At 73.5% G+C, this 21,082-nt stretch carries 19 protein-coding genes; 10 read left to right on the forward strand and 9 right to left on the reverse strand.

From position 1 onward, the window contains the following. Nucleotides 1–42: 42 nt before the first annotated feature. Nucleotides 43–924 carry a helix-turn-helix domain-containing protein gene (locus ABD296_RS33675; protein ID WP_344276659.1) on the reverse strand — a complete coding sequence of 294 codons (882 nt, stop codon included), beginning with the start codon at nucleotides 922–924 and terminating at the stop codon, nucleotides 43–45. Between the two features lie 793 nt (nucleotides 925–1,717). Between ABD296_RS33675 and ABD296_RS33680 the strand changes: the two genes are divergently transcribed. From ABD296_RS33680 to ABD296_RS33700, 5 genes are all read left to right on the forward strand, one after another. Further along, a complete protein-coding gene (locus ABD296_RS33680; RefSeq protein ID WP_344276662.1) occupies nucleotides 1,718–2,224 on the forward strand; it encodes a hypothetical protein in 507 nt (168 codons plus the stop codon). A 73-nt stretch (nucleotides 2,225–2,297) separates the two neighbouring features. Then, complete coding sequence (locus ABD296_RS33685; protein WP_344276665.1) at nucleotides 2,298–3,731, forward strand: B12-binding domain-containing radical SAM protein; 1,434 nt, start codon at nucleotides 2,298–2,300, stop codon at nucleotides 3,729–3,731. A 76-nt stretch (nucleotides 3,732–3,807) separates the two neighbouring features. Beyond that, nucleotides 3,808–4,362: a universal stress protein gene (locus tag ABD296_RS33690; RefSeq protein WP_344276668.1), complete on the forward strand. Its 555-nt coding sequence runs from the start codon at nucleotides 3,808–3,810 to the stop codon at nucleotides 4,360–4,362. A gap of 43 nt (nucleotides 4,363–4,405) precedes the next feature. Then, nucleotides 4,406–5,050: an adenylate kinase family protein gene (locus ABD296_RS33695; protein ID WP_344276671.1), complete on the forward strand. Its 645-nt coding sequence runs from the start codon at nucleotides 4,406–4,408 to the stop codon at nucleotides 5,048–5,050. Further along, nucleotides 5,047–5,901, forward strand: coding sequence for a 1-aminocyclopropane-1-carboxylate deaminase/D-cysteine desulfhydrase (locus tag ABD296_RS33700; protein WP_344276674.1), 855 nt, complete (start codon nucleotides 5,047–5,049; stop codon nucleotides 5,899–5,901). The genes ABD296_RS33695 and ABD296_RS33700 overlap by 4 nt, the downstream gene beginning before the upstream one ends. A gap of 56 nt (nucleotides 5,902–5,957) precedes the next feature. Here the strand turns inward: ABD296_RS33700 and ABD296_RS33705 are convergent, their stop codons facing one another. From ABD296_RS33705 to ABD296_RS33720, 4 genes are all read right to left on the reverse strand, one after another. Continuing rightward, nucleotides 5,958–7,031, reverse strand: coding sequence for an acyl-CoA dehydrogenase family protein (locus tag ABD296_RS33705; protein WP_344276678.1), 1,074 nt, complete (start codon nucleotides 7,029–7,031; stop codon nucleotides 5,958–5,960). Next, nucleotides 7,028–8,221, reverse strand: coding sequence for an acyl-CoA dehydrogenase family protein (locus tag ABD296_RS33710; RefSeq protein WP_344276681.1), 1,194 nt, complete (start codon nucleotides 8,219–8,221; stop codon nucleotides 7,028–7,030). The genes ABD296_RS33705 and ABD296_RS33710 overlap by 4 nt, the downstream gene beginning before the upstream one ends. 124 nt (nucleotides 8,222–8,345) lie before the next feature. Further along, nucleotides 8,346–8,756 carry a nuclear transport factor 2 family protein gene (locus tag ABD296_RS33715; RefSeq protein WP_344276684.1) on the reverse strand — a complete coding sequence of 137 codons (411 nt, stop codon included), beginning with the start codon at nucleotides 8,754–8,756 and terminating at the stop codon, nucleotides 8,346–8,348. Further along, nucleotides 8,753–9,151 (reverse strand): nuclear transport factor 2 family protein, encoded by a 399-nt coding sequence (locus ABD296_RS33720; RefSeq protein ID WP_344276687.1) that lies wholly within the window; start codon nucleotides 9,149–9,151, stop codon nucleotides 8,753–8,755. Before ABD296_RS33720 ends, ABD296_RS33715 begins: the two co-directional genes overlap by 4 nt. An 82-nt stretch (nucleotides 9,152–9,233) precedes the next feature. On the opposite strand from ABD296_RS33720, the gene ABD296_RS33725 reads away from it, so the two are divergent. Next, nucleotides 9,234–9,830, forward strand: coding sequence for a TetR/AcrR family transcriptional regulator (locus ABD296_RS33725; RefSeq protein ID WP_344276690.1), 597 nt, complete (start codon nucleotides 9,234–9,236; stop codon nucleotides 9,828–9,830). On the opposite strand, the gene ABD296_RS33730 is transcribed toward ABD296_RS33725, so the two are convergent. The 3 genes from ABD296_RS33730 to ABD296_RS33740 all read right to left on the reverse strand — a co-directional run bounded on the left by ABD296_RS33730 (nucleotide 9,809) and on the right by ABD296_RS33740 (nucleotide 13,819). Continuing rightward, nucleotides 9,809–10,687: a DNA-3-methyladenine glycosylase family protein gene (locus ABD296_RS33730; RefSeq protein WP_344276693.1), complete on the reverse strand. Its 879-nt coding sequence runs from the start codon at nucleotides 10,685–10,687 to the stop codon at nucleotides 9,809–9,811. The two genes, ABD296_RS33725 and ABD296_RS33730, sit on opposite strands and share 22 nt — an antisense overlap. Before the next feature lie 29 nt (nucleotides 10,688–10,716). Next, complete coding sequence (locus ABD296_RS33735) at nucleotides 10,717–12,720, reverse strand: HelD family protein (RefSeq protein ID WP_344276696.1); 2,004 nt, start codon at nucleotides 12,718–12,720, stop codon at nucleotides 10,717–10,719. Between the two features lie 64 nt (nucleotides 12,721–12,784). Continuing rightward, nucleotides 12,785–13,819, reverse strand: a complete 1,035-nt coding sequence (locus ABD296_RS33740; RefSeq protein ID WP_344276699.1) for a LacI family DNA-binding transcriptional regulator — start codon at nucleotides 13,817–13,819, stop codon at nucleotides 12,785–12,787. A 153-nt stretch (nucleotides 13,820–13,972) separates the two neighbouring features. On the opposite strand from ABD296_RS33740, the gene ABD296_RS33745 reads away from it, so the two are divergent. The 4 genes from ABD296_RS33745 to ABD296_RS33760 all read left to right on the forward strand — a co-directional run bounded on the left by ABD296_RS33745 (nucleotide 13,973) and on the right by ABD296_RS33760 (nucleotide 17,874). Continuing rightward, nucleotides 13,973–15,253: an MFS transporter gene (locus ABD296_RS33745; RefSeq protein ID WP_344276702.1), complete on the forward strand. Its 1,281-nt coding sequence runs from the start codon at nucleotides 13,973–13,975 to the stop codon at nucleotides 15,251–15,253. 24 nt (nucleotides 15,254–15,277) lie between these two features. Next, complete coding sequence (locus ABD296_RS33750; protein ID WP_344276705.1) at nucleotides 15,278–15,973, forward strand: alpha/beta fold hydrolase; 696 nt, start codon at nucleotides 15,278–15,280, stop codon at nucleotides 15,971–15,973. A 99-nt stretch (nucleotides 15,974–16,072) separates the two neighbouring features. Continuing rightward, nucleotides 16,073–16,882, forward strand: coding sequence for an SDR family NAD(P)-dependent oxidoreductase (locus ABD296_RS33755; RefSeq protein WP_344276708.1), 810 nt, complete (start codon nucleotides 16,073–16,075; stop codon nucleotides 16,880–16,882). A 143-nt stretch (nucleotides 16,883–17,025) separates the two neighbouring features. Then, nucleotides 17,026–17,874 (forward strand): ABC transporter ATP-binding protein, encoded by an 849-nt coding sequence (locus tag ABD296_RS33760; RefSeq protein ID WP_344276711.1) that lies wholly within the window; start codon nucleotides 17,026–17,028, stop codon nucleotides 17,872–17,874. Here the strand turns inward: ABD296_RS33760 and ABD296_RS33765 are convergent. Beyond that, the gene (locus ABD296_RS33765; RefSeq protein ID WP_344276714.1) at nucleotides 17,807–21,019 is read right to left on the reverse strand and encodes an acetyl-CoA carboxylase family protein; all 3,213 of its coding nucleotides are present in this window, start codon (nucleotides 21,017–21,019) and stop codon (nucleotides 17,807–17,809) included. The genes ABD296_RS33760 and ABD296_RS33765 overlap by 68 nt on opposite strands. Between the last annotated feature and the right edge of the window lie 63 nt (nucleotides 21,020–21,082).

The following is a 21,082-nucleotide window of genomic DNA, read 5'->3' on the forward strand; positions in this document are numbered from 1 at the left end:
CGAGAGCCTCCCGGCCTTCCGGCGGCTCGGCCGCCGCACCCGTCAGGTCATGCTGTCTATGATCTCCGTGATGAACGGGACGGTCTCCTCAGGCGGCATCGCCAACTGCCGCAGGTTCTCATACGCCGCCCGATAGTCCGTGACGCGCGGATCGCGCGCCACGAGGGTCACGTCGTCGAGCCCCGTCTTCTCCAGGTAGAGCACGTCGCTGACCCGCGGATCGGCGAACCTCAGAATCGTGAACTCCCCGCTCAGGCCGAAGTGCGCGCCCTTGGTGAACGGGATCACCTCCACGGACACGTGCGGCTTTTCCAACATCTCGAGGATGTGCCGCAACTGACGCGGCATGATGCCGGGATCGACCTGGCCACCGACCCTCCGACGCAGCACGGCCTCGTCCATCACCATCGACACCTGCGGCGACTCCGACCGGCCGAACACCTCCTCCTGCCGTTGCATCCGCACCTCGACGACGATGTCGCATTGGCTCTGCGTGGAAACGAGCTCGATGGTGACCGCGTTGGCGTACTCCTCGGTCTGCAGGAGCCCGGGGACCAGGAGTGGCTGGAAGCTCTGGATGGTGGACGCGCCCATCTCGTACCCGACGTACTTGAGGTACTCGGGGTCGAGTTCGTGCTTGTAGAGCGCCCACCAGCCACGCTGGCGGGCGTCTCGCGCGATTTCGGTCAGCTTCTCGATCTGCGGGTCGCCGTCCCTGATTCCGTAGTAGCGCAACAGGGCGTGCAGATCGGTGGTGGAGACCCCGACCGTCCCGCCCTCGATGCGGATCAGCTTCGAGGTCGACCAGTCGAGCGCGCCCGCCACGTGCTCCTGTGTGGCTCCGTTCTCCTGTCGGAGCCGCTGCAGTTCGCTGGTCAGGATCGCACGCTGGACCGCTGGCCCAGGTTTGAAGGGCATGCCCATGCCAGCCCCTTACTAGCCCGGCAAAGATCCTATTTGACTCTCCCTGCAGACCGGAACCTCACTGTTCGCCGTCCTCTGGGTGCCTCCATTAAATCAGCGATGTAGCAGTTTGCCAGCCCCGATTGCACCAGGTTGCAGAATGCAGCCGGACAAAGGCGTTCTGCGATTCGGGACCTCGCCGTCCGCCCGCCGCGCGGCCGGACGCACGGATCACCGGGTTCTCGGCGCACTCGAGCCTCACCGGCACCATCGCGCCGCCGGGCGATCACCGGCCGGGACCCGGTGGAGGTCACTGCGCCTGGTTCCACACCGCCACGCACCCGGGTGCCCTCCGGCACTGCGCGTGGCACCAGTTCGCCACTTATCGTCGCGGCAGGTGGATAAAAACTTTCTTGCGATCTGCGCCGGGCAAACTTGCGCCAGGCAATCGGCCTACCGCACAAGCCCCTCAGCGGATGCCCGCATAATGGTGAACGACCGCGAATTCACTATGCGGAGACGGGGTACGGCGCGAACCGGCCCGCGTCTTCGGAGACCGCGGGGCCCCTGCTGCCACAGGAGCCCCGCGGGGAGACCGTGCCAGCCATTCCCAGAAAGGCCTCGATCCTCTATGAGGATACGTCTTGCGCGTGACCGGATTCCAGCGTCACGGGACGCTTTCGCCACACGGGCGCATTTCATCGACCACCGGACGCACACGCCGCCGCATCCGGCGAGCGCCCGGCTCCACACCTGCCTCCTCGCGGTGGATGTCGTCGCGTTCAGCGCGTTGCGCAGGGACGAGGTGGTCCAGTTGGAGTTGCGTCGCGCGATGTACGCGACCCTCCAGAGGGCTCTCGCCATGACGTGCATTCCCTGGCAGGCCTGTCACGCCGAGGATCGCGGTGACGGGATCCTCGTGGTCCTGCCGCCGGAGATTCCGGGGTACCTGCTCCTTGATCCGCTCGCGCATCATCTCGGCGCGCTGCTCCGCAAGTGGAACCTGTACCGGAGCGAGCTCGCCAGGTTGCGGATGCGGATCGCGGTGACCGCCGGCTCCGTCCGGTGGGACGAGTACGGCGTGTCCGGCCGCGTGGTGATCGAGCTCTTCCGGCTTCTGGAGGCGCCCGCGTTCAAGGAGGCCATCGACCTGGCCGGTTCCGACCTCGGCCTGCTCGCCGGCGAGCGGTTGTTCGAGGACGTGGCCTGCAGCGGCCCGTACATCGAGCAGGAGCGGTACCGGGCCGTCCAGGTGGCGTGCAAGGAGACCAAGGCGGTCGGGTGGCTCTGGCTGTCGCAGAGCGGGGCCCCGGTGGCCTAGCCTCCGGCGGGCCTCCACGAGATCTCCACACCGGCGGCACAGGACGTGCTCTTCTGGGCGGGAGCGTGGGGGCATGCGCGTGAAGATGATCCTGCCCGCACTGACCGAGGCGACGTCGCCGTTGTTCCGGCCGATCAAGTACTCGCTGTTCCCGCCGCTCGGGCTCGCCACGCTGGCGGGATACCTCGATCCGGACGACGAGGTGACGCTGACCGACGAGCACGTCCAGCGGGTGGACCTGTCCGACGAGCCGGACCTGGTGGTCATCCAGGTGTACATCACCTCGGCCCGCCGCGCGTACGAGCTGGCCGACCACTACCGCGCCCGCGGCGCGCACGTGTGCCTCGGCGGGCTGCACGTGACGTCGCTGCCGGACGAGGCCGCGGCGCACGCCGACACGGTCTTCTGCGGGCCCGGCGAGGACACCTGGCCGCGCTTCCTCGCCGACCTGCGGGCGGGACGGCCCGCCCCGCGCTACGACTCGTCCGAGCGGACGCTCGCCGCGCTGCCGCCGATCCGCCGGGACCTGATCGACCGGCGCCGGTACCTCGTGCCGAACTCGATCGTCGTCTCGCGCGGCTGCCCGCACGTCTGCGACTTCTGCTACAAGGAGGCGTTCTTCGAGGGCGGCAAGTCGTTCTACACGCAGACGGTGGACGCGGCCCTGGCGGAGATCGACCGGCTGCCGGGCCGGCACCTCTACTTCCTCGACGACCACCTGTTCGGCAACGCCCGCTTCGCCGGGGCGCTGTTCGACGGGATGCGCGGCATGGGGCGGCTGTGGCAGGCGGCCGGGACGGTCCAGTCGGTGCTGCGCCCGGGCCTGCTGGAGAAGGCCGTCGCGTCGGGACTGCGCAGCCTGTTCGTCGGGTTCGAGACCGTCAACGCCGGCAACCTCAAGGAGCAGCGCAAGTGGCAGAACATCGACCGGGACTACGGGCAGGTGATCAGGCGCCTGCACGACCACGGCGTGATGGTGAACGGCAGCTTCGTCTTCGGCATGGACCAGGACGACCCGAGCGTGTTCGAGCGGACGGTGGAGTGGGCGGTCGGCCAGGGCATCGAGACCGCGACATTCCACATCATGACGCCGTATCCCGGGACGCGGCTGTACGACCGGATGGAGAAGGCCGGACGGATCCTGCACCGCGACTGGGACCGCTATGACACGCGAACCGTCGTCTTCAAGCCCGTCCGGATGACCGCGACGCAGCTGGAGGACGGCTACTGGCGCGCCTACCGCGACTTCTACCGCTGGAGCAACATCATGCGGGGCGCCGCGTCCAAGCCCACCCTCCGGGGCAAGGCGCGGCACGCCGCGTACGCGGGCGGCTGGAAGAAATTCGAACCCGCCTGGGACCTGGTGATCCGCGCGAAGCGGGCGGGGGCGGCCCTGCCGCTGCTGGAGTCGGTCCTCGCCGGGTTCGGAACCCGGCCGGCCGGGGGCCGCGGCGAGTGGCCCGCCGGTGACCGGCCGCCGGCGATTGCGGAAACTCCACTTTCCTGAAGCGGAAACACTTCCGTCGGAACGGGTATGCCTGCACCCTAGAGTGCACATCAGTCCGTTGCCTTCAGGAGGGACCGTGATCGCGAGACCGGAGGGCGGCCCGCGCGTCGTCGTGGGGGTCGACGACTCCGCGGGGGCACGGTGCGCACTCTCCTGGGCGATCGGTGAGGCGCGGCTGCGCCGGCTGCCGCTGCTGGTCGCCCACTCGGCTCCGCTGCCGCCGCACGTCTCGGCGGCGGGCCAGCTCGGCTGCGGCATCACCGACGCGCTGCGCGGGTCGGGCGCCGAGCTGGTCGCCCGGTTGCTGGACGAGGTCTGCGGCGGGCCTCCCGAGGGCGTGGAGATGACGGCGCTGGCCCTGGTCGGGGAGCCGGGCGCGACGCTGGTCCGGCTGGCGGGCGAGGACGACATCCTCGTCGTCGGCAACGGCACGCGCGGCCTGTTCTCGCGGCTGCTGCGGCCGTCGGTGCGGCTGCACTGCGCGCGCCGGGCGCGGGCGACGCTGGTGTGCGTGCGCCCGCCGTCGTTCGGGGCGCTGCCGGACTGCATGACGGTCCGCGACGAGCCCGAGCACGTGCCCGACCGCTCGCGGTTCCGGTGGCTGGGCCGTGCGCTGCGGCTCGCGCGCTGACCCGCGGGGCGGCCGCACGGGCCGCGCTGCGTAGGCTGCGGGCATGCGCAAGTACGTGATCCTCGGGCCCCAGGGCAGCGGGAAGGGGACGCAGTCGCTCCTGCTCGCGCGCGACCTCGACCTGGTGCACATCGGCGTCGGCGACATCTTCCGCTGGCATGTGCAGAACCACACCAAGCTCGGCGCGCAGGTCCGGCGCGCCATGGCCGCGGGCGATCTGGTCGGCGACGACCTGGTGGAGGGCGTCGTCCGCGAACGGCTCGACCAGCACGACTGGAACTACGGGTTCATCATCGACGGGTTCCCGCGCAGCCGCCGGCAGGCCGAGTTCTTCCTGGAGAGCTACGACATCGACGGCGTGATCCACCTCGACATGCCGGACTCGGAGGTGCGGCGGCGGGTGCTGGCGCGCCGGCTGTGCTCGCAGTGCGGGATGGACTACAACCTGATCGCGGACCGGCCCACCGAGGAGGGGCGCTGCGACGTGTGCGGCGGCGAACTGGTCGCGCGCGAGGACGACACCGAGGAGGCGGTGGCGGAACGGCTCCGGCTCTACCGGGAGAAGACCGCCCCGATCCTGGAGCTGTTCGGCCGTAAGGAGTATGTGGTGACGGTCGACGCCCGGCCCGGGATCGAGGCCGTGCAGCGGACGCTGCGGGACGAACTCGGCCTGCCCGCGCCCAAATGACGCCCGGGGCCGCGCCCTCGCCGGTCGTGGAGTTGGACGACGACCGTATCGCGCGGCACGGCCTGCGCCTGTTCCTCAAACGGGACGACCTCGTCCATCCAGATCTTCCGGGCAACAAGTGGCGCAAGCTGCGGCACAACATCGGGCCCGCCCGCGAGCACGGGACGCTGCTCACGTTCGGCGGCGCGTACTCCAATCATCTGCGGGCGACGGCCGCGGCCGGGGACCTCTTCGGGTTCGCCACTATCGGGGTGGTGCGCGGCGAAGAGCATCTGCCGCTTAATGAGTCGCTGGCCTACGCCGAGCGCAAAGGCATGCAGCTGGCATACCTGGACCGGACGACGTACCGCCGCAAGCACGAACCGGACGTCATCGCCGCGCTGCGGGAGCGGTGGGGCGACTTCTACCTGCTGCCGGAGGGCGGCAGCAACGCCCTGGCCGTCCGGGGGTGCGCCGAACTGGGCGCCGAGGCGGCGGGGTTCGACGTCGTCTGCTGTCCGTGCGGGACGGGCGGGACGCTGGCGGGCCTGGCCGCCGGGCTGCCGCCGCGCGCGCGGGCCCTCGGGTTCTCCGTGCTCAAGGGCGGGTTCATGGACGCCGAGGTGGAGCGGCTCCAGCGCGAGACGTACGGGGAGCGGCGCGGGTCGTGGAGCGTCGAGGACGGCTTCCATTTCGGCGGCTATGCCCGCACGTCCCCGGACCTGGACGGCTTCATCGGCGACTTCGCCGAGCGGCACGGCCTCGTCCTGGACCGGATCTACACGGCGAAGATGATGTTCGGCGTCTACACGCTGGCCGGGCGCGGGGCGTTTCCGGAGGGCGCCCGGGTCCTAGCCGTGATCACCGGCTGACCGCCCCGGCGGAGGGACCCGCCGGGACGGTCGTGGACGCCGTGCGAACGGGCGGCTCAGGCCGGGGGGAGATCGACCAGGGTCGCCAGGGACGCGCGGTGGCGGTCGGCCGTGCCGAGCGCGATCGCGTCGGCCTTGGCGCGCTTGAGGAACAGGTGCGAGGAGTTCTCCCAGGTGAAGCCGATGCCGCCGTGCATCTGCACGCACTCTTCGGCGGCCTTCAGCGCGATCGTGGAGCAGTGCGCCTGCGCGACCGCGACGGCGACCGGCAGGTCCGCGTCTCCGGAGGCCGCACACGACGCGGCGTACCGGGCGACCGCGCGGGCCTGCGTGATCGACGTCCACAGGTCGGCGAGCCGGTGCTTGAGGCCCTGGTAGGAGCCGACCGGACGGCCGAACTGGTACCTGGTCTTGACGTAGGCGACGGTGTCGTCCAGGCAGCGCTGGGCGAGCCCGAGCTGCTCGGACGCCAGCATCGCCGCACCGGTCAGCAGCCCGGCCCGGACCGCGTCGGCCCCTTCGGCGACGCGCCGCGCGGGCGCGGCCTTGAAGGCGATGTCGGCCAGGCGCCGGGTCATGTCCAGCGAGGTGACGGCGGTGCGGGCGGCGTCCGCCGCGTCCACGGCGTACAGGCCGTCGGCGGTGGGGACGAGCAGCACGTCGGCCGCCAGTCCGTCGGCGACACCGGCGACCTCACCGGTGAGCGCGCCGTCAATGACCCGGACGGTCGTGGCGACGTCGCCGGGCGGCGTCGCGAACGGCACGGCCAGCACGGCGATCTTCTCGCCGGACGCCAGGGCGCCGAGCAGGTCCCCCTCCCCCGCCGCCAGCAGCGCGGCTGTCGCGACGACCGAGCTGGTCAGGAACGGGACGGGCGCCACGGCGCGGCCCAGCTCCTCCATGACGACGGCGGTCTCGCGCCAGGTGGCGCCGGCACCGCCGAGGTCCTCGGAGACGGGCAGCCCCGCGCAGCCGAGCTGGACGGCGACGGCCCGCCACAGCGCCGCGTCGTAGGGCTCGTCCTTCTCGGTGCCCTCGAGGACCGCGGTCCAGGGCGCCTTGTCGTCCAGCAGTTCGCGGACGCCGGCGCGCAGGTCGTTCTCGATCTCGGTGTAGAGGAGGTCACTCACTTGAGCAGGTCCTTCCACGCCACGTCCTTGTCGACGCGGATCTCGCCGGGCAGGCCGAGGACGCGCTCGGCGATGATGTTGCGCAGGATCTCCGACGTGCCGCCTTCGATGGAGTTGCCCTTGGCGCGCAGGTAGCGGTAGCCGGGCGAGCGGCGGGTGAAGTCCACCTCGGTGGGCCGGCGCATCGTCCAGTCGTCGTAGCGCAGGCCCTCGTCGCCGAGCAGCTCCAGCTCCAGGCCGGAGACCTCCTGGTTGAGCTTGGCGAAGGCGAGCTTGGCGCCGGACCCCTCCGGGCCGGGCTGCCCGGCGGTGAGCTGCTGGCGCAGCCGCTCGCCGGTGAGCCGGGCCGCCTCGGTCTCCACCCAGGCGCGCACCACGGCGTCGTGCAGGCCGGGCGTGCGCAGCTCGGGCCGGTCCCGCCACAGGGACGCGACGACGCCGACCATCCCGCTCTCGCGGGGCGCGGCGGCGCCGCCGATCGCGACCCGCTCGTTCATCAGCGTGGTCGTGGAGACCTGCCAGCCCTGGCCGACCTCGCCGAGCCGGTGCTCGTCGGGGATCGCGACGTCGGTGAGGAAGACCTCGTTGAACTCGGCCTCGCCGGTGATCTGCCGCAGCGGCCGGACCTCGACGCCCGGCGCGGTCATGTCGCAGACGAAGTAGGTCATGCCACGGTGCTTGGGCACGTCCGGGTCGGTGCGGGTGACGAGGATCGCCCAGCGCGCCTCGTGCGCCATGGACGTCCAGACCTTCTGGCCGTTGACGATCCACCGGTCGCCGTCGCGGACGGCGCGGGTGGCGAGCGCGGCGAGGTCGGAGCCGGCGCCGGGCTCGCTGAACAGCTGGCACCACAGGTCCTCGCCGGTCCACAGCGGGCGCAGGAAGCGGCGCTTCTGCTCCTCGGTGCCGAACGCCAGGATCGTGGGCGCGGCCATGCCGAGCCCGATGCCGTTGCGCTCGGGGTGGTTGGTCGGCGCGCCGGCCTTGGCGAACTGCCGGTCGACGGCGGGCTGCAGGGAGCGGGGGGCGCCGAGGCCGCCCAGCCCCTCGGGATAGTGGACCCAGGCGAGACCGGCGTCGAACCGGGCGCGCAGGAACTCCAGCGGCTCGGTGGCGGACGGGTCGTGGGCGGCAAGGAACTCGCCGACCCGCCTGCTCAGCTCGTCGGCGTCGGGCGGTGCAGTGCTCACAGGGCGGACCTCCGCGCGGGGTGCAGGGGTGGCCGGGCGGGCCACCGGAACGAACATACCAACCGGTCGGTATGCCGTGTCCACCCTAGGAACCCGCGCGGCGGTCGGTCAACCGCGCCCGGCCCTAGAGGGCGGTGTTCATCGCGCGGGCGAGGCCCCGATGGTCGTGGTAGTCGCGCGACTCGACGATCCGCCCGTCGCGGACGCGAAGCACCTGGACGTTGGAGACGCGGAAGACGTGCCCGGTGGCGGCGACGCGGCCGTCGTAGTCGAACTCGGCCACGATGACCTCGGGATCGTCCGTCTCGTGCACCACGACGTCGCGGGTGCGCAGATGGAGCGGTCCCGCGGCGGCCCGGCGGAAGTGCTCGGCGATCGTCACGCGGCCCTCCAGGCGCGGCGGCGCGGGCGGGAGGGCGAACGGCTGCTCGACCACCGCGTCCTCGGCGTACAGGTCCGCGAGCTCGTGCCAGCGGCCCGCGGAGATGCCGGCGCTCAGCTGCTCGAACACCGCGCGCGGCGTGGGCGGGGTCACGCCATCGCCTCCTCGAACGCCCGGTGGTGGGCGTAGTCGCGGGACTCGACGATGCGGCCGTCCCGGATCCGCATGACGAAGACGTTCGGCACGACGAAGTCGCGGCCGGTCTCGGTGTTGCGGCCCGCGTACTCGAACTCGGCCACGATGACCTCGGGGTCGGCGGTCTCGTGGACGACCACGTTGCGCGCCTTCATCTCCACCGGGAGGGTCTCCAGCCGCGCGAAGTGCTCGCGCAGCGCTTCCCTGCCCTCCAGCCGGGACGCGGGGTGGGCGAACGGGTGCACGACCACCGCGTCCTCGGCGTAAAGCTGCGGCAGGCCCTCGGGCCTCCGCGCGGTGACCCCCTCGATGAGCCGCTGGAACACGGTGCGGGGGGTGGCGAACTCGGACATGGCTCTCTCCCGTACAATCGGAGTTTCCGCTCCGCATCCGAAAATATGGAGTCTGCACTCCACTTGTCAACGGGAGGCCGCGATGACGACGACCTCGTCCGGGAAGCCGCTGCGCGCCGACGCCCTGCGCAACCGCGCGAAGGTCCTGGCCGCGGCCGAGGACGTGTTCGCCGCGCAGGGCACCTCCGCCTCCACCGAGGAGGTCGCGCGCCGCGCCGGTGTCGGGATCGGCACGGTCTTCCGGCACTTCCCCACCAAGGAGTCGCTGCTGGAGGCGGTGCTCGTCGCGCTGCTGGAGCGGCTGGCCGCGCAGGCCCGGGACCTGGCGTCGGCCGCCGACCCCGGCGAGGCGTTCTTCGGCTTCTTCGCCCGCGTGGTCGCGCAGGCGGCGACGAAGCAGGCCGTCACCGACGCGCTGGCCGAGGCGGGCGTCGACGCCCGCGAGGCCACCGGGCGCACGGGACCGGACGTGAAGGCCGCGATCGGCACCCTGCTGGAGCGCGCGCAGCGGGCCGGGGCCGTCCGCGCCGACATCGGCCCGTCCGAGGTCACCGCGCTGCTGGCCGGGATCTCCTACGCCGCCGGACGGGCCGGCGGCAGCGACGACGTCCTGAGGATCGCCTTCGACGGCCTACGGCCGCAGGGCGGCACGGCGGATCAGGCGGCGGCGCGCAGGTAGTGCGCCCAGTAGCCCTGCCACGGGCCGTAGCCGTCGGCGATCCGCTCCAATTGCGCGTCGGTCAGCGGCCTTCCGTAGGCACGGGACGCGGCGGCCCGCAGCTCCTTCTCCAGCGGCATCTCGTCCATCCGGCCGAGGCCGCGGATGAGGATGAAGTTCGCCGACCACGGGCCCACCCCGGGCAGGGACAGCAGGAAGTCCTTCACCTCGCCGAACGGGCCGGTGCGCAGGAAGTCCTCGTCCGTCTCAAGCCAGGCGTGCAGGGCGCCGTGCAGGTAGCGGCCCTTGCGCTGGTTGCCGACCAGCTCGGCGATCCGCCCCTCGGGCAGGGTGGCGAGCTGCTCGATGTCGGGGAACGCCGCGTACTCGGCGCCGTCCACGGTGATGCCGTCGCCGAATTCGTCCCTTAGCGCGTGCTTGCCGTGCGCCGCGACGGCCCTGGGCGCGCGCTGCGACAGGATCGCCCACACGAGGTTCTCCAGCGGCGTGGGGAACTTCACCTGGTGGTAGCCGTGCAGGCGCTCGAGGACGGGCGCGAAGCCGGGATCCTTCCGCCCGATGGCGTAGAAGCCGGTGAGGTCGTCGTCCAGGCTGAGGTGGAAGGAGATCCGGTCGGCGGCGGCGCGGACGACGTCCTCGGTGAGCGGCTCGGCGGCGTGGAGGGTCGCGCGCACACCGTCCCCCGCCTGGACGACCCGCGCGGCGACCGTGCGGCCGGCCGCACGTAGCGCCTTGGTCAGCGTCCCGCCGTCGACCGACTGCTCACCGGCGGTCGGCCCGAATACGCCCATGAAGCGCAGCGCGGCGCCCAGGTCGAACGGCGGGGCGGCGGGCAGGTCGACGGTCTCGGTGAACATACGGGCCTCCTGCAGAAGATCAGGGTCGGTCAGGACGCCAGCTCGGCGGGCAGGTCGTCGCGGTGCAGGACGGTCAGTGAGGTCACCGCGCGGGTCAGCACCACGTACAGCCGGGCCAGGCCGCGCGCCTCCGCGGCGGCGATCGCGGCGGGCTCGGCCACGATCACGTGGTCGTACTCCAGTCCCTTCGCCAGCGTCGCCGGGATGACCAGCAGCCGCGCGGTGCCGTCGGACTCCGGGCCGAGCAGCGCGGCGTCGAGCCCCGCCCCGTCCAGCGCCGCGGCGTGCGCGGCGGCCTGCGCGTCCGGCACGATCAGACCGACCGAGCCGGGCCGGGCGAGCGCGTCGCGCGCGGCCTCGACCGCCGCCGCCACGACGTCGGCCACGCGCCGCACGTCCAGCGCGCCGGCGCCGGCCCGCAGCGATCGCGGCCTCTCCAGTTCCGGCGCGACGTGCGGCAGGAGCCGGGCGGCGTAGTCGAGCACGGTCCCGGGGACGCGGAAGCCGAGGGTCAGCTCGGTGACCTCCCCGTCCTGCCCGAGATGGGTCAGGACCTCCTTCCAGGAACGCGCTGACCAGGCCGTCGTGCCCTGGGCGAGGTCGCCGAGGACCGTCGCCGAGCCCGTCCCGCAGCGGCGGCCGAGCGCGCGCAGCTGCATCGCGGACAGGTCCTGCGCCTCGTCCACGACCAGGTGGCCGAGCGAGGCGGTGCGCTCCATGAGGTCGTTCAGCTCGTCCAGCAGCGCGCGGTCGGCGGCGGTCCACTTCACCGAGCGGTGCGAGCGGGCGGGCTTGGCCCACAGCAGCGCGGCCTGCTCGTCCTCGTCGAGGACGCCCTTGGCGGCGGCGCGCAGGAATTCGGCGTCCGCCAGCAGACGGTAGAGGACCTGTTCAGGCGTGACCTTCGGCCAGACTCGGTCGAGCAGCTGCTTGACCGGCTTGCTGCGCGCCACCTGGTCCTGGACGCGGTCGTCGGGGGCCTCGCCGCGCTGCTCCATCCGGACGAGGATCTGGTGGGCGAGCCGCTGCGCGAACGCGGCGCGGCCGCTGCCGTAGCGGGTGGTGCCGCGCAGCGCGGCGGCGATCTCCCGCACCTCGTAGTCGGCGAGCCGGTACCGGGCGACGCCGCGCGTGACCACGAGGCCCTCCTCCGGCTTGCTGACGTGCAGCCACAGCGCCCTGCGCAGCACGTCCGCCATCCGCGCCTCGCCCTTGGCGGCCGACACCGCCGCCGGCTCCTCCCCCAGCGGCTCGCCGAGCAGGTCGTCGATGGTGGCCTGCTCGACGCGCACCTCGCCGAGCGCGGGCAGCACCGCCGAGATGTAGGCGAGGAACGCGCGGTTAGGCCCGACGATCAGCACGCCCGACCGCGAGAGCCGCTCGCGGTGGGTGAACAGCAGGTAGGCGGCGCGGTGCAGGCCGACCGCGGTCTTCCCGGTGCCGGGGGCGCCCTGCACGCAGACGGTGCGCGGCAGGTCGGCGCGGACGATCACGTCCTGGTCCGGCTGGATGGTGGCGACGATGTCGCGCATCGGGCCGGTGCGGGGCCGCTCGATCTCCTCGGTCAGGATGCGGGACGGGCCGAGCTCCGCGCCGGCGTCCAGCGGCTCGTCTTCGAAGGCGGTCAGCTCGCCGCCCTGGAAGCCGAAGCGGCGCCGCAGCCGCCAGCCCATCGGGTCGGCCGGGCCCGCCTGGTAGAACGCCCGCGACACCGGGGCGCGCCAGTCCAGTACCAGCGGACGGCCCTCGTCGCCGTCGTGGACGTGCCGCCGCCCCACGTACATGACGGCGGGCAGGTCGGGGCCGCCCTCGCCGTCGCGGTCCATCCGCCCGAAGAACAGCGGGGTGCCGGGGTGGTCGGCGAGCGCGGCGACCCGCTGGTCGAGCAGCGACTCCAGGAACTGCTTGGACACCCAGTCCGCCGCGACGTCCGCGGACAGCGATTCCGCGTGCTCGCGCATCCGGCGCAGCGCGGCGCGGGACTCGGCCAGGTGGGCGCGCTCGGCGGCGAGGGTCGACGGCTCGGCGGGCATGCCTGCGGACCTCCTGCGGTGAGGTGGTGGATGCGGGGCGGCGAAACCCACCACCTTACCGGCCTCAGGACGACTCGCGCGGCACCATTTCGACGCGGGTGAGCGAGACGGTGACGGCGGGGTCGCGGTCCCGCTCGGCCACCATGCGGGCCAGCCGCCCGGCGAGGCCCGCGGCCGTGACGTCGCCCGCGACCCGGACGGTACTGAGCCGGGGCCGCAGGAACCGGCCGAGCGGCAGGTCGTCGGCGCCGACGACCGCGACGTCGCGGGGCACGTCGAGACCGGCGTCCTGCAGGGCGCGCACCAGCAGCATCGCGTACTCGTCGTTGTAGGCGAAGACGCCGTCCGGGCGTCCGGTTCCGGTCGCCCAGTCCGCGGCGAGCCAGGCGGCGGCGTCCTCGTCGAAGGGCAGGTCCACGCGCCGTGCGACCGCGCCCGCCCGTTCCGCCGCCGCCGTCACGCCCGCGAGGCGGCGCGCGCCGTAGGCGTCCAGCCCCGGTTCGGCGGGCACGATCGCCGCGAGATCCCGGCGGCCCCGGCCGAGCAGGTGGCCGGCGGCGCACGCGCCGATGGCGCCATCGTCGATGACCATGGTCGGGACGAGGGGTGAGGGCGCCGGGCCGAACCCGATGACCGTGGCGCATCCGCCGTCGTGCAGCCGGCGCACGGACGCGGCGGTGAGCCGGTCGGTCTCCACCAGCACGGCGGCCGGCCGCCAGCGCATCCAGTCGCGGGCGGCGGCGACGCCGCGCGACCGCGCGTCCCCGTAGAGGGCGAGCGTGAGCCGGTGCTCGCGCAGCCGCTCGACGAGCTCATTCAGCAGGCTCAGGACCAGCGCGCCCATCGGGGTGGCGGGCAGCGGCATCAGCACGATGTCGCTGCGGCCGGTGCGCAGCGTGCGCGCCGAGGCGTCCGGCGCGTACCCGAGCTCCTCGGCGGCGGCGCGTACCCGCGCCCGGGTCGCCTCGCTGATCGTGACGCCCGGGGCGTCGTTCAGCACGTACGACACCGTCGCCTGCGAGACCCCGGCCAGGCGGGCGACGTCCACGCTGGTGGCCGGGCGTCCCGAGGGGGCCGGGTCGCCGGTGTCGGTCGCCATGCCCGCAGTCTCGCGCATCCCGCACTTGACCGTCGCCCGGAGAGGAGTGCTATACAGAATTTATACGTATAAGTGACTCGCGTCACCGATCCCCGAGGAGCCCCCCATGAGCCCCACCGACCGCCGCGCAGCGGCAGTGAACGGGACCATCCGGTGAGCGCCGGGACCGGCGCGGCCCCCGCGCCGCCGGCCGGCGCGCGGGCCGGCACCGCGCAGGCCCGGCGGGGGCTGATGCCGCTGCTGCTGACCGGCAACCTCGTGCTGTTCTCCCTCTACGGCGGCGTGGCGAGCATCCTGCTGCCGACCCAGGTCGAGCACATCGACAAGGCGCACAAGGTCGCGCTCCTCGGCCTCGTCACCGGCGTCGGGGCGGCGTTCGCGACGCTGCTCAACCCGATCGGCGGCGCCCTGTCGGACCGCAGCCGCTCCCGCTTCGGCCGCCGGAACCCGTTCCTGCTCGGCGGCGCGCTGCTCGCGCTGGTGTTCGCGGTCGTGCTCGGGAACATGACCACGATCGCGCTGCTGGTGGTCGGCTGGTGCCTGCTCCAGGGGATGGGCAACGTCTACCAGGCGGCACTCACCGCGATCGTCCCCGACCGCGTGCCGGCCGAGCGGCGCGGCACCGCGTCGGCGATGGCGGGCGCGGGCACCACCCTCGGCCTGCTCGTCGGCATCGTCGTGGCCGGGCGGTTCACGCACGCGATCGCGTGGGGGTACACGACGCTGGGCCTCCTGCTGGTCGCGGCGGCGGTCCTGCTGGTGACGCTGACCCACGACCCCCGCCCGGACGAACTGCCCGCGCGCGCCGCGCGGCGGGCCTCCTCGCTGCGGCAGGACCTCGCCTCGTTCCTGTCCGCGCTGCGCGTGCGCGACTTCATGTGGGTGTTCGCCGGGCGCGCGCTGATGATCCTGTCCTACTTCTGCGTCACCGGTTACCTGCTGTACATGCTCGAGGACCACATCGGGCTGCCGCACGGGATGAAGGGCGCGGACGGCGTCGCCCTGCTGACCCTCATCGGCGCGGTGACCTCGGTGGTGACCACGGTCGTCGGCGGGCCGCTGTCGGACCGGCTGGACCGGCGCAAGGCGTTCGTCTTCGTCGCCAGCGCCGGGATGGCGGCGGCGCTGCTGATGCCCCTGCTCTCCCCGCACTGGACGACCATGGTCGTCTTCATGGCGGTCGACGGCCTGTTCTTCGGCGTGTACATGGCCGTCGACACCGCGATGGTCACGCTCGTGCTGCCGCGCGGCGAGGACGCCGCCCGCGACATGGGCGTGCTCAACATCGCCAACGCCGGACCCCAGATCATCGCGCCGTTCGTCGCGTCCGCGATCATCAGTACGCCCGGCGGTTACCCCGCCCTCTACATCGTCGCGGCAGTGCTCGCCGTCGCGGCGGCGCTCTCGGTCCTGCCGGTCAAGAGCGTCCGCTGAACCCCACCTGGGAGGAGACCCCCCGTGAAACTGAAGGTCCACGAGACCGGCGGCGGCGACAGGACGGCCGTGCTGATCCACGGCATCATGGCCTCGGCCGGCACCTGGTGCCGGGTCGCGCCGCTGCTCGCCGCGCGCGGCTACCGGGTCCTCATGCCGGACCTGCGCGGCCACGGCGAGAGCCCGCACACCGCGGAGTACACCCCCGAACTGTTCGCCGCCGACCTGGTGGACTCGCTGCCCGCCGGCGCGGACGTCGCCATCGGCCACTCCCTCGGCGCGCTGTCGCTCTCCCTCGTCGCGGCGGAGCTTCGCCCTGGCCGGGCCGTCTACAGCGACCCGGCCTGGAGGATCGGCGGTGACGCGCGCCCGGCGCAGCTGGCGGAGTTCGCGGCGTTCACCAAGGTGGCGACGGCGGAACAGGTGCGGAAGATGGCCCCCAAATGGGCGGACGAGGACATCGCCGCCGAACTCGACGGCTACGCGCGATGGGACGTCCGGGCGGCCGGGTGGCTGGGCGAGGCCGTCGACATGATCCCGGAGCGTCCGGTGGTGCCGTCGCTGGTGCAGGGCGCCGGCGACCGGCGGCTGGTGCCGGACGACCTCGCCGCCGACCTGCGCGCCAAGGGCTTCACGGTGGCCCAGGTCGAGGGCACCGGGCACTGCGTGCACCGCGACGACCTCGACGGCTTCATGGCATCGCTGGAGGGCTGGATCTAAGGCGCCGCCGACCGAACACGCGCCCGCGCCGCGCCCCCATCGCCGCCGTGGCGGCGGTGCGCCTTGCCGCGCGGCGCGGGCGTGTGTGACGTTGGCGGCATGGTGAGTCTGACGGGAAAGTCGGCGTTGGTCACGGGCGCGTCGTCCGGCATCGGCGCGGTCGTCGCGGAGGCGCTCGCCGCCGCGGGCGCGCGGGTCGGGCTGGTGGCGCGGCGCGAGGAGCTTCTGGAGAAGACGCTCGCGCGGTGCCGCGAGCACTCCCCCAATTCGGCGATGTGGGTCGCCGACCTGGCGGACCTGGACGGGATCGCCAGCCTCGCGGCGGCCGTGGAGGCGGAGTTCGGCGGCGTGGACGTCCTGGTCAACAACGCGGCGATGCCGAAGCGGCGCCGCGTCCAGGACATGCCGCCCAATGAGAACGACGACGTGATGCGGCTGAACTACCTGTCGCCGGTGCGGCTGACGCTCGCGCTGCTGCCCGGGATGATCGCGCGCGGGCACGGGCACGTGGTCGCGGTCGGCTCGGTGGCGGCGCGGCTCGGCCCGCCGCACGAGGCCGCGTACGGCGCGTCCAAGGCGGCGCTGACCGCGTTCTGGGAGAGCATGGCCGTCGATCTGGACGGGACGGGCGTGCGGGCGCACATCGTCCAGCCGGCGCTGGTCGACACGGACCTGTTCTCCCTGCCGGGCAACGAGCCCCCGCTCAGCGACCTGTCCGACGCGCTTCCGCCGCAGGAGGTCGCGGCGGCGGTGCTGGAGCTCATCGGGAACGGGCGGTTCGAGCGGTACGTGCCGGACTGGTTCGCCGAGATGGCGTCCGGCAAGGCCGCCGACGTCGAGGGGTTCATCGCGGGCGTCAAGGAGTGGACGCGCGACCGGCTCCGGGCCGTCGACACCGGGACCTCCTGACGGGCGTCACCCCTCCGCGTCCTCCACTCCGCCCGTTGCCTTCCGCGCGCACGGCTCAGTAGGGTGATGATCCACTAGTGATCCACATCACACGAGGGCCGCCGGTGCGGGCCGCCGGGCTCCGGACCGGCCGGGAGGCGCCGATGTCGACCGCTCAGGGACTGCGGGTCGCGGACGTCACGGTGCGGATCCGCGGCGTGACCGCCGTCCGCGGCGCCGCGCTGACGGTGCCGCCCGGCACGGTCACCGGGCTGATCGGACCGGACGGCGCGGGCAAGACGACGCTGTGCGACGTGATCACCGGACTGCGCCGGCCCGCGGCGGGCACCGTCCATCTGGACGACGCCGACCTGACCGGCAGCGCCGCGCGGGAACGGGCCCGGCGGGGCATCGCCCGCACGTTCCAGGAGCCGGAGCGCTGCCGGTCGCGGACGGTCGGCGAGAGCGTCCGGGACGCGGCGCGCAGGCACGCGGCCGAGCGCGACCACGGCGGGCGCACGGTGCGGGACCGGTGGACGCGGCGCCGGGAGGCCCAACGGGACGCGGGCGCCCGCGTCGGCGAGCTGCTGGCCCGGGACGGCATCGCCGAGTTCGCCGACCGTCCGGCGCGGGAGGTGCCGCCCGGCGTCGCGCGGCTGGCGGGCCTGGCGAGGGCGCTGGCCGCCGAGCCCGCCGTCCTGCTGCTGGACGAGCCGTGGGCGGGCCTGCCGGACCGCAGGGCGCGGGCGCTGGAGGTGCTGCTGCGCGACCTCGCCGCCGAGGGCGTCGCGGTCCTCGTCGCCGGGCACGATCTGGAGCCGGTGCTCGGGGTGTGCGACGTCCTGCACGTGCTGCACGGCGGACGGGTGATCGCTGCCGGCCCGCCCGCCGAGGTCCGCGCCGACCCGCGCGTCCGGGCCGCCTACCTCGGCGAGCCGGGCCCGGTCACCACGTGTCGACCCAGCGCCGCGGCCGGTCCCCGACGGGCGGTGCGGACGCGAACGCCGTCGTGACGAGGCGGCGGGTGCCGGCCGGGTCGATGACGTCGTCCAGCTCGAAGACGGTGGCGGCGTTGAGCGCCTTGCCGTGCTCATAGGCGGCGGCGACCATCGTCTCGAACAGCGCCTTCGGGTCCTCGGCCGCGGCCAGCTCCTTGCGGAAGCCGAGCCGGACGGCGCCCTCCAGGCCCATGCCGCCGATCTCGCCGGTCGGCCACGCGACGGTCGCGAGCGGCGCCTTGAACCCGCCGCCCGCCATCGCCTGCGCGCCGAGCCCGTAGCCCTTGCGGAGCACCACGGTGACGAGCGGGACGCGCAGGTTCGCGCCGATGACGAACAGCCTGCTGAAGTGCCGGACGGTCGCGGTCCGCTCGGCATCCGGGCCGACCATGAACCCGGGGGTGTCGCACAGCGACACGACGGGCAGGCCGTGCGCGTCGCACAGCTGCAGGAAACGGGCGGCCTTGTCGGCGGCGTCGCGGTCGATGGCGCCGCCGAGGTGCGCCGGGTTGTTGGCGATCAGGCCCATCGGGCGACCCTCGATCCGCACCAGCGCGGTGATGACCCCGACACCGAAGGCGCGGCGCAGCTCCAGCACCGATCCGGTGTCGACCAGGTGCCCGATGACCCGGCGGACGTCGTAGGCGCGCAGCCGGTTCTCCGGGATCACGTGCCGCAGGATCCGCTGGTCGTCGCAGGACCAGTCGTCCGCCGGGCCCTGGAAGTAGGACAGGTAGCGGCGCGCGGCGTCGACGGCCTCCGCCTCGTCCTCGACCGCGATGTCGACGACGCCGTTCGGCTCCTGGTCGGCGATGGGGCCGATCTCCTCGGGGGCGAACACGCCGAGCCCGCCGCCCTCGATCATCGCCGGGCCGCCCATCCCGATGTTGGCGTCCCGGGTCGCGATGATGACGTCGCAGCAGCCGAGCAGGGCCGCGTTCCCCGCGAAGCAGCGCCCGGACGCAATCCCGACGGACGGGACGGCGCCGCTCAGCCGGCCCATGGCGTGGAAGGTGGTGACGTCGAGGCCGGACACCATCGAGGTGTCGGTGTCGCCGGGCCGTCCGCCGCCGCCTTCGGCGAACAGGACGACCGGCAGGCGGCGGCGGTGCGCGATGTCGAGCATCCGGTCGGTCTTGCGGTGGTTCTGGTGGCCCTGCGTCCCGGCCAGCACCATGTAGTCGTAGGACATCACGACGGCCTGGCCGCCGTTGACGTCGCCGAGGCCGCAGACCATGCCGTCGGCGGGCGTGCGCTCGATCAGGTCGTCCAGGGAGCGGCGCTGCCGCTGCGCGGCGATGGCGAGCGCGCCGTACTCCACGAACGTGCCGGGGTCACAGAGGTCCTCGATGTTCTCGCGGGCGGTGCGATGGCCGCGCGCGTGCCGCTTGGCGACCGCCTCGGGACGGGCCGCGTCCAGCCCGATCTCGTGGCGCCGGACGGTCTCGGCGAGGTCGGCGCGGATCTCGTCCAGGTCGGCCTCGGCCTCGTCGTCGGCGTGGTCGCCGTCCACCTCGGCGGGTTCGAGGAAGAGCAGCGGCGCGCCCTCGGTCACGGTGTCGCCGGGCGCGGCGGCGACCGCGCGGACGACGCCCGCCTCCCCCGCCCGCACGACGTGCTCCATCTTCATCGCCTCGAGGATCAGCACCGGCGCCCCCGCGCGGACGAGGTCACCTTCGGCGGCCTCGACGCTCACCACCGTCCCCTGCATGGGCGCTGCCACGGCGACCGTGCCGGGCGGCGCGTCGGGCACGGCCTGCTCGGGCGCGGCCGTCTCGTCGGTCGACGGCGTGTAGAAGCGGTGGTGCTCGCCGCGCAGCAGTTCGGGCAGGTGGTCGGCGACGAAGGAGGTCGGGACGCCGCCGGCGGTGAAGTCGGGGTGCCGCAGGATGCTTTGCAGCAGCGGGATGCTCGTCGCGACGCCCGCGATCTCGAACTCGCCGAGCGCGCCGTGCGCGCGGGCGGCGGCCGACGCGAGGTCCTCGGCGCGGGCGATGACCTTCGCCAGCAGCGGGTCGTAGCGGGGGCTGGTGCGATAGCCCATTTGCCCGTAGGTGTCGACGCGGACGCCGGGCCCGGTGGGCGGCGCGAACGCGGTGAGCGTCCCGGCGTGCGGATGCGGGGAGCCGTCCGCGCCGATCGTCTCGGTGTTGACGCGGACCTGGACGGCGCAGCCGGACGCGGGCGGCGGCCCGGAAAGCCCGACGCCCGCCAGGTCCTCCCCAAGCGCGAGGCGGATCTGGGCCTTCACCAGGTCGACGCCGGTGATCTCCTCGGTGACGGTGTGCTCGACCTGGAGGCGCGGGTTGGCCTCCAGGAACCAGAACTCGTCACCGGAGACGAGGAACTCGAACGTGCCGAGGCTCGCGTAGCGGACCCGCGCGGCCATGCGGACCGCCGCGTCCAGCAGCGCGTCCCGCACGCCCTGCGGCAGCGCCGGCGCCGGGGCGATCTCGATGAGCTTCTGGTGCCGCCGCTGCACGCTGCAGTCGCGTTCCCACAGGTGGGTGACGGCGCCGGAACCGTCGCCGGCGATCTGCACCTCGATGTGGCGGGCGCGCGGCACGTGCTTCTCGGCATAGAGGTCGCCGTTGCCGAACGAGGCGAGCGCCTCGGAGCGGCACCGCTCGTACGCCTCCGCCATCTCGCCGGGGTCGCCGACGACGCGCATGCCGCGTCCGCCGCCGCCCGCGAGCGCCTTCAGCATCACCGGGCCGTGCTCGCGCGCGAACGCCTCCGCCTCGGCGAGCGTCACCGGCCCGGGCGTGCCGGGCGTCACCGGGACGCCGGCCTCGCGGGCCAGGGCGCGGGAGCGGGTCTTGTCGCCGAACAGTTCCAGCAGTTCCGGGCGCGGGCCGACGAACGTCAGCCCGGCGGCGGCGCACCGCGCGGCGAACGCGGCGTTCTCGCTCAGGAAGCCGTAGCCGGGGTGCACGGCGGTGGCGCCCGCGTCCTTGGCGGCGGCGATCAGCGCGTCCGCGTCGAGGTAGCCGGCGACGCCCTCGCCGGGCAGTGCCCGGACGTCGTCGGCGCGGCGGGTGTGCGGGGAGCCGGCGTCGTCGCGGGTGTGCACGGCGGCCGTCCGCAGTCCCAGCTCCGCCGCCGCCCGGACGATCCGCAGCGCGATCTCACCACGGTTGGCCACAAGGATCCCGCCCACCCGGCTCCTCCTCACCCTCGCGCCCGCCCGTCGCGGGCCCGGTGGAGCCTCACTGTAGGCGGG

It is taken from the genome of Actinomadura napierensis (assembly GCF_039529375.1).
GTDB lineage: Bacteria > Actinomycetota > Actinomycetes > Streptosporangiales > Streptosporangiaceae > Spirillospora > Spirillospora napierensis.

Excerpts from the sequence above, each read along its gene's own strand:
- ABD296_RS33755 (WP_344276708.1), top strand. The coding sequence starts at position 16,073 with ATGGTGAGTCTGACGGGAAAGTCGGCGTTGGTCACGGGCGCGTCGTCC.
- ABD296_RS33675 (WP_344276659.1), bottom strand. The coding sequence starts at position 924 with ATGGGCATGCCCTTCAAACCTGGGCCAGCGGTCCAGCGTGCGATCCTG.
- ABD296_RS33725 (WP_344276690.1), top strand. The coding sequence starts at position 9,234 with ATGACGACGACCTCGTCCGGGAAGCCGCTGCGCGCCGACGCCCTGCGC.
- ABD296_RS33720 (WP_344276687.1), bottom strand. The coding sequence starts at position 9,151 with ATGTCCGAGTTCGCCACCCCCCGCACCGTGTTCCAGCGGCTCATCGAG.
- ABD296_RS33730 (WP_344276693.1), bottom strand. The coding sequence starts at position 10,687 with ATGTTCACCGAGACCGTCGACCTGCCCGCCGCCCCGCCGTTCGACCTG.
- ABD296_RS33735 (WP_344276696.1), bottom strand. The coding sequence starts at position 12,720 with ATGCCCGCCGAGCCGTCGACCCTCGCCGCCGAGCGCGCCCACCTGGCC.
- ABD296_RS33740 (WP_344276699.1), bottom strand. The coding sequence starts at position 13,819 with ATGGCGACCGACACCGGCGACCCGGCCCCCTCGGGACGCCCGGCCACC.
- ABD296_RS33760 (WP_344276711.1), top strand. The coding sequence starts at position 17,026 with ATGTCGACCGCTCAGGGACTGCGGGTCGCGGACGTCACGGTGCGGATC.
- ABD296_RS33695 (WP_344276671.1), top strand. The coding sequence starts at position 4,406 with ATGCGCAAGTACGTGATCCTCGGGCCCCAGGGCAGCGGGAAGGGGACG.
- ABD296_RS33700 (WP_344276674.1), top strand. The coding sequence starts at position 5,047 with ATGACGCCCGGGGCCGCGCCCTCGCCGGTCGTGGAGTTGGACGACGAC.
- ABD296_RS33685 (WP_344276665.1), top strand. The coding sequence starts at position 2,298 with ATGCGCGTGAAGATGATCCTGCCCGCACTGACCGAGGCGACGTCGCCG.